The organism is Streptomyces torulosus (assembly GCF_001419765.1).
GTDB lineage: Bacteria > Actinomycetota > Actinomycetes > Streptomycetales > Streptomycetaceae > Streptomyces > Streptomyces torulosus.
The window spans coordinates 1-6,578 of the sequence record NZ_LIRK01000617.1 but is presented as its reverse complement, the minus strand read 5'-3'; the positions used below and the strand labels follow the sequence as shown (position 1 = coordinate 6,578).

The window sequence follows — 6,578 nt, the reverse complement described above, 5'->3', positions numbered from 1 at the left end:
TCCCCGTGCTGCGGCCGCCCCCGCGCCACGTGGTTCGAGGGTGCCGCAGTCGCCGGCGCACACTCCGGAGTCGGTGCCGACGATCGATCCCCGGCTGGCGCACGCGCTGGGGCGGCCGCAGCACGGGGACTCCGTGGCCCGGCGTACGGGGCGTTCGATCAAGAAGCTGACGGCGTCCGCCGCGCAGGACGTGGCGGAGGAGACGCGCATCGCGCGGGAGTTGCAGCAGCCGGTGACGACGGGGCGGGTGATCGCCGTGACGTCGATCCGGGGCGGCGTCGGCAAGTCGACGGTGGCCGCGCTGCTGGGGCGGACGTTCAACCACTACCGGCACGACCCGGTGCTCACCCTGGAGGCGGACGCCGCGCTCGGCACGCTGCCGGTGCGGATGGGCGCCGACTCGGTGCGCTGGGCGGCGGCCGACCTCGCGCGGATCCTCAACCCGGCGATGCAGCTCACCGATGTCACCGGCTACCTGGTGCCCGTGTCGGACGGCGGGTGGCTGCTGCCCGCCAGCCAGGGCCGCGTGGGAGCCCCGCTGGACATCCGGACGTACCGCACGGTGACCCTCGCGCTGCGGCGCTACTTCGCGGTGACCGTGGTGGACTGCGAGACACTGCCGGGCGAGGTGGCCCGTACGGCGATGGACACGGCGCACGCGCGCGTGGTCGTCGCCCCGATGACCGCCGAGGGCGTCAACGGCACCCGACAGGTGCTGGACTGGCTGGGCCAGTTGCCGCACTCCGCGCTGGCCTCGACGGTCGTGGCGCTCACCGCGAACTCGCCCGACGTCACCCTGGACCGGAAGACGGCGGTCGCGCACCTGAAGGAGTCCGGCGTCCACGTCGTCACCGTCCCCTACGACCGGCACCTCGCCCAGGGAGGCCCGATCCGCACCGCCCTCCTGGGCCAGGCCACGCGGGACGCGGCCGTGACGCTGGCGGCGGAGGCGATGACCCGAGCGGTGAGGATGCGATGAGCGGCCGACCCGGCACCGCGACGGACGCCCACCCTCATCACACCGCTCCGCACGACCGCCCTCATCACCCATGGGAAGAAGGGGTCCGTCCGTGACCCAGCAGTTGGTCCACCGGCCCGCGCGCAGCACCCGCCCGCTCGGGGCGGCCGAACCCCGCACGATCGAACCTCCGCCCAACCTCCCGGAGGGCAAGGCGGGTTCGGCGGCGACGGCGCTGCTGCCGATGGCGGGGGTCATGGGCTCCGTCGTGATGATGACCGTGATCCGCAGCAGCCAGTTCGCGGCGCTCGGCGCGGTCGTGCTGGTCTTCGCGCTGCTCGGCGCGGTCGCCCTGTTCCTGTCGCAGCGCGGCAAGGCGCAGCGCACCCGGCGGGCGCAGCGGGAGCGGTACCTGGAGTATCTGGAGGAGCTGCGGGAGGAGTTGGGGGCGAAGGAGCGCGAGCGGCGGACCCTGGCCCGGGTGCTCGATCCGCCCCCGGAGGCCCTGTACGACCTCGCGCGGGACCCGGCGCGGCTGTGGGAGCGTCGGCGGCGGGACCCGGACTTCCTGCGGGTGCGGGTCGGCACCGGTGACGTGCCGGTGGCGGAGCTGGCCATCGGGCAGAACCAGGGCGGTGTGATGACGCCGCCGGACCCGTTCATGCTGAACGAGGCCCGTGCCCTGCTGGCCCGCTACGCGGTGGCCGACGACTGCCCGATCACCGTGCCCCTGGACCGGGCGGGCAACGTCAGTGTCGTCGGCGACCGGGAGGGTGTGCTGCGGGTGGCGCGGGCGCTCCTCGTCCAGGTGGCCGTGACGCACGCACCGGACGACGTGGCCGTGGCGCTCGGGGTGCCCGGGGAGCGGCTGCCGGACTGGGAGTGGGCGAAGTGGCTGCCGCATGTGCTGGACGGCCAGGAGCACGACGGGCCGGTGGCCGCCCGGCGGATCGCGCCGAGCCTGGCACAGCTGGCCCGGCACTTCCGCCATGAGCTGGGGCGGCGCGCCTCGTACGCGGCGGAGGTGCGGCGGGGGCTGGCCGACCGGGGTGCCCTGCGGCTGGCGTCACGCATGCTGGTGGTGAGCGACGAGTACGGGGAGACGGCCGCCGAACTGCCGCTGCCGGACACGGCGGTGGGGCTCGGCGACATGGGTGTCACGGTGCTGCATCTGCTGGAGCGGCAGGTGCACGAGCCGGACCAGGTGTCGGTGCGGATCACCGTCCGGGGCGACCAGGTCGTCGTCGAGGACCTCCGGGAGGCCCACGCGGTCGCGCGGGGCTCCTCCGACGACGTGACCGCCGCCGGGGCCGAGGGCCTCGCCCGGCTGCTGGCGCCGCTGCGGCTGTCGGCGGAGTCGGCGGCAGAGGGCACCCCGGTCACCGGGCCCGTCGACTTCCCCGTACTGCTCGGCGTCGACGACCCGGCCGTACTGGACCTGGAGCGGCTGTGGGCGCCGCGCGGCGAGCGGGAGTTCCTGCGCGTGCCGATCGGTCTGACGGACCGTCATGAGCCGGTGCTGCTCGACCTGAAGGAGTCCTCCGAGCTGGGCATGGGCCCGCACGGGCTGTGCGTGGGCGCGACCGGGTCCGGCAAGAGCGAGCTGCTGCGCACCCTGGTGCTGGCGCTCGCCGCCACCCACCCTCCCGAGGACCTCGCGCTCGTCCTGGTCGACTACAAGGGCGGCGCGACCTTCGCCCCGTTCACCGGGCTGCCGCACGTGGCCGGGGTGATCACCAACCTGGAGAACCAGGCGGGGCTCGTCGAACGCGTGCACTCCAGCCTCGCCGGTGAGGTCAAGCGGCGGCAGCAGGTGCTGAAGGACGCGGGGAACGTCGCCGACATCGGGCACTACGCGGCCCTGCGGGCGAGCAGCCGCCCGGACCTGGAACCACTGCCGCACCTGTTCGTCGTGATCGACGAGTTCGGTGAACTGCTCACCGCCAAGCCGGACTTCATCGACCTGTTCCTCTCCATAGGCCGCATCGGGCGCTCCATCGGCGTGCATCTGCTGCTGTCCAGCCAGCGCATCGAGGGCGGCAAGCTCAAGGGCCTCGACACCTATCTGTCGTACCGGCTGGGCCTCAGGACCTTCTCCGCCGACGAGTCGCGGACCGTCCTCGACACCACCGACGCCTTCCATCTGCCGCCGCTGCCGGGCTTCGGCTACCTCAAGGTGGACACCTCGACGTACGAGCGGTTCAAGGCGGGGTACGTCTCCGGCGCCTACCGGGGTCCGGCGCTCGCCGCGCGGGAGGACGACGACACGCCGCTCGCGTGGCCGTACCCGGCGTACAACACGCTCGGCGGTACGCCGGCGGCGGGCGGCGCGGCCGAGGAACCCAAGGCGACCAAGCGGGAGACCGGGCCGACGGTGATGTCGGTGATGGTCGACCGGCTCGCCGGGGCCGCGCGGCCGGTGCGGCGGATCTGGCTGCCGCCGCTGCCTGACGCGATCACGCTGGACGCGGCGGCCGGGCCGGTGGGCGTGGACGAGCGCGGGCTGCAACTCGCCGCCCGGCAGGGGCCGTTGCGGGTACCGCTCGGGGTGCTGGACGATCCGGCGAAACAGTGGCAGGGCCACTGGGTACTCGATCTGACGGTCGCGGGCGGACACGCGGCGGTGATCGGCGGCCCGCAGTCGGGCAAGACGACGCTGCTGCGGACCCTCGCGCTGTCCCTGGCGGCGACCCACACGCCCGCCGAGGTCGCCCTCTACGGCCTCGACCTGGTCGGCGGCGGCCTGTCCGCCCTGGCCGGGCTGCCGCACGTCGGCGGGATCGCCGGGCGGGCCGACCGGGAGCGGGCGGCTCGGACGGTCGCCGAGGTGCGGACGATGCTGATCGAGCGGGAGGAGCTGTTCCGCGAGCACGGCATCGACTCCGTCGACCAGCTGCGCCGCCTCCGCGCCCAGGGCGAGCTGCGGGAGCTGGGCTCCACCGACATCGTGCTGCTCATCGACGGGTTCGGGGCGCTGCGCGACGAGTTCGCCGAGCTGGACGACACGGTCGTGGACCTCCTGAAGCGGGGCGGCGGCTACGGCATCCATGTCGTCGGCGGCATGCTCCGCTGGAACGACGTGCGGATCGCGACGCAGTCGATGTTCGGCACCCGGATCGAGCTGCGGCTCAACGACCCGAGCGATTCCAGCGTCGACCGCAAGCTCTCCCAGACCCTGTCGCCCGACACCCCGGGGCGGGCCCTCACCGACGGCAAGCTGTTCGCACAGGTCGCGCTGCCCCGCCTGGACGGACGGCCGTCGACGGGCGACCTCGGTCCGGCGCTGGAGGACGCGGCCCGTACGATCCGCTCCACCTGGCACGGCGAACTGGCGCCTCCGGTACGGGTGTTGCCGACCCGGCTGCCCGCCGGCCGGCTGCCGTCGCAGGTCGCCGAGCCGGGCCGCGTCCCGATCGGCGTCGACCAGGACGCCCTCGCGCCCGTACTGCTGGACCTGTTCGGCTCCGACCAGCATCTGCTGGTCCTCGGCGACAACGAGTGCGGCAAGACGAACCTGTTGAAGCTGATCGTGGACCGGCTGGTGGAGCGGTACTCCGAGGAGGAGCTGGTCTTCGGCGTGTTCGACCCGCGGCGCGGGCTGCGGGGCGTGGTCCCGGAGCCGTACCGGGGCGGTTACGCGCACAACGCGAAGCTCGCCGCCGGGCTGGCGTCCGGCATCGCGACCGAGCTGGAGAAGCGGATGCCGGAGAGCGCCGACCCGGACGCGGTGACCGACGAGCCCGCCTTCGAGGGGCCGCGCATCGTGATCCTCGTCGACGACTACGACATCCTCACCACCGCCGGGCAGCAGCCGCTGGCGCCGTTCCTGCCGTATGTGTCGTCGGCGCAGGACATCGGCCTGCACTTCGTGATCGCGCGGCGGACGGCGGGCGCCTCCCGGGCCGTCTACGAGCCGCTGCTCCAGACGCTCCGCGAGACCGGCACGGCCGCGCTGCTCATGACCGGCGAGCGGAGCGAGGGCCAGCTCTTCCCCGGCCTGTACCCGTCCGCGCAGCCGCCCGGCCGGGGCACCCTGGTCCGCCGGGGCCGCGCCCACCAGCTGATCCAGACCGCGCTGTCCGGCGAGGGGGCCGACCGCAGGTGACGGCTCAGCCGGGACGACGCCCGCCCACGACCGCCCCGGCGGGACCACGCCACCCCGTGTGTGCCCCGAGGGGAGCACGCCGACCCGTGCCCACTCCGACGGGAGCACGCCCACCGGTGCCCACTCCGACGGGAGCACGCCCACCGGTGCCCACCCCGATGGGATCACACCGACCCGTGCCCGACCCGTCAGGACCACACCGACCCGTGCCCGACCCGTCGGGACGGCCCGACACGACCACCGAGAAGGACGACCGCACGTGACCAAGGACGTCATCGCTCTCACCCCGACGATGCCCGACGTGTGGGCGCTCATGGCGAGTCTGTACGCGGGCGGCTCCGACCTGGACCTGTCGGCGGCGGCCGACGGGGCGGTCGTCCAGCTGCACGGCCCCGGCGGGCGCCCCCTGGTCTCCGTGGAGTCGCCGCTGCTGGTGCGGGTGCCGGGCGAGGCGGAGCGGCTGCTCGGGCAGAGCGCCGAGGCCCCCTACTGGTGGACGGAGGCGCGGGCCTCCACGGCCGTCCCGGAGGCGGAGAAGCTGGCCGGGGTGGTGTGCGGCCGGCTCAACGCGCTGCTGGGCGGCACGACCTGGCCGGCCGGGGCCGCGAGCACGGAGGCCGTCGATGTGTCGGCCGTGCCGTCGGCGGGGGCCGGGCAGCCCGCCGTGGACGTCGTCACCGAGAACGCGGCGGTCGTCCTCATCGACCGCCCGGTGGTGGCGCTGACCAGCTGGCTCGCCGAGATCATGCGGACGGCCGTGGCGTCCCGGCGGTCTCTGCAGATCGTCACCCCGCCCGAGGTCCGCCTGAGCGCCCCGGCCCGCACGACGCTCGCCCGGGTGCCCAACCGGTGGGTGGTGCGGGACCCGGAGTGCGGATACTACGACGGGCTGTCGGGGGCGGTGCTGCGCTGGCAGGACGGGGCGTTCTCGCCCGCACTGTCCGAGGACGGGGCGGCGACGGTGGCCGCCGCGTTCACGCGCCGCGCGGAGGAGGCGCCGGGCCGCCGGCTGATCGTCGCGATGCGTACGGCGCACCGGCCCGACGAACGGCTCCTGCTGGGCGGCGCGCTGGAGACGGCCTGGGAGACCCTGACCGGCTCGGCGCCCGCCGGCTGGGGCACCGCGGAGCCCGTCAACCTCCCCTGGTCGCCGAGGCAGTTGACGGACCTGGTGCGGGAGCGGATGCCCGAGCCGTCGCAGCTGATCGTGGTGGGGCGGCCCGAGCGCCCGGCCATAGCGACGCTGCGCGTGACACGGACCACGAAGGGCGTGGAGGAGGACATGGTCCTGACCGTGGGGTACGCGCAGGGCGAGGAGCCGCCCCTGGACCGCGTACGGGCCCTGGCGGAGGAGCTGGTCACGAAGCACTCCCTGCGGACCATGCTGACCTCCGTGCAGGCGGCCCCCGCCGACCTCGCGACCACCCCGCGCCTGGAGGGCCCGCCGCTGCCGGCCGCCTTCACCCTGGGCCCCGACGACGTCCACGCCATCGGCCGCGACCACGCCCGCCGCCC

3 protein-coding genes are annotated in these 6,578 nt (G+C 74.6%); all 3 read left to right on the top strand.

Going from position 1 to position 6,578, the window contains the following annotated elements; translation table 11 throughout:
• The coding region (locus AOK23_RS35360; RefSeq protein WP_476718314.1) for a CpaE/TadZ family protein at positions 1 to 979 on the top strand (979 nt) is incomplete at its 5' end.
• Positions 980 to 1,070: 91 nt separating this feature from the next.
• Positions 1,071 to 5,063: a type VII secretion protein EccCa gene (gene eccCa / locus AOK23_RS35355; protein WP_055716622.1), complete on the top strand. Its 3,993-nt coding sequence runs from the start codon at positions 1,071 to 1,073 to the stop codon at positions 5,061 to 5,063.
• Positions 5,064 to 5,322: 259 nt separating this feature from the next.
• On the top strand, positions 5,323 to 6,578 hold a 1,256-nt coding region (locus tag AOK23_RS35350), incomplete at its 3' end, for a DUF6177 family protein (RefSeq protein ID WP_055716621.1).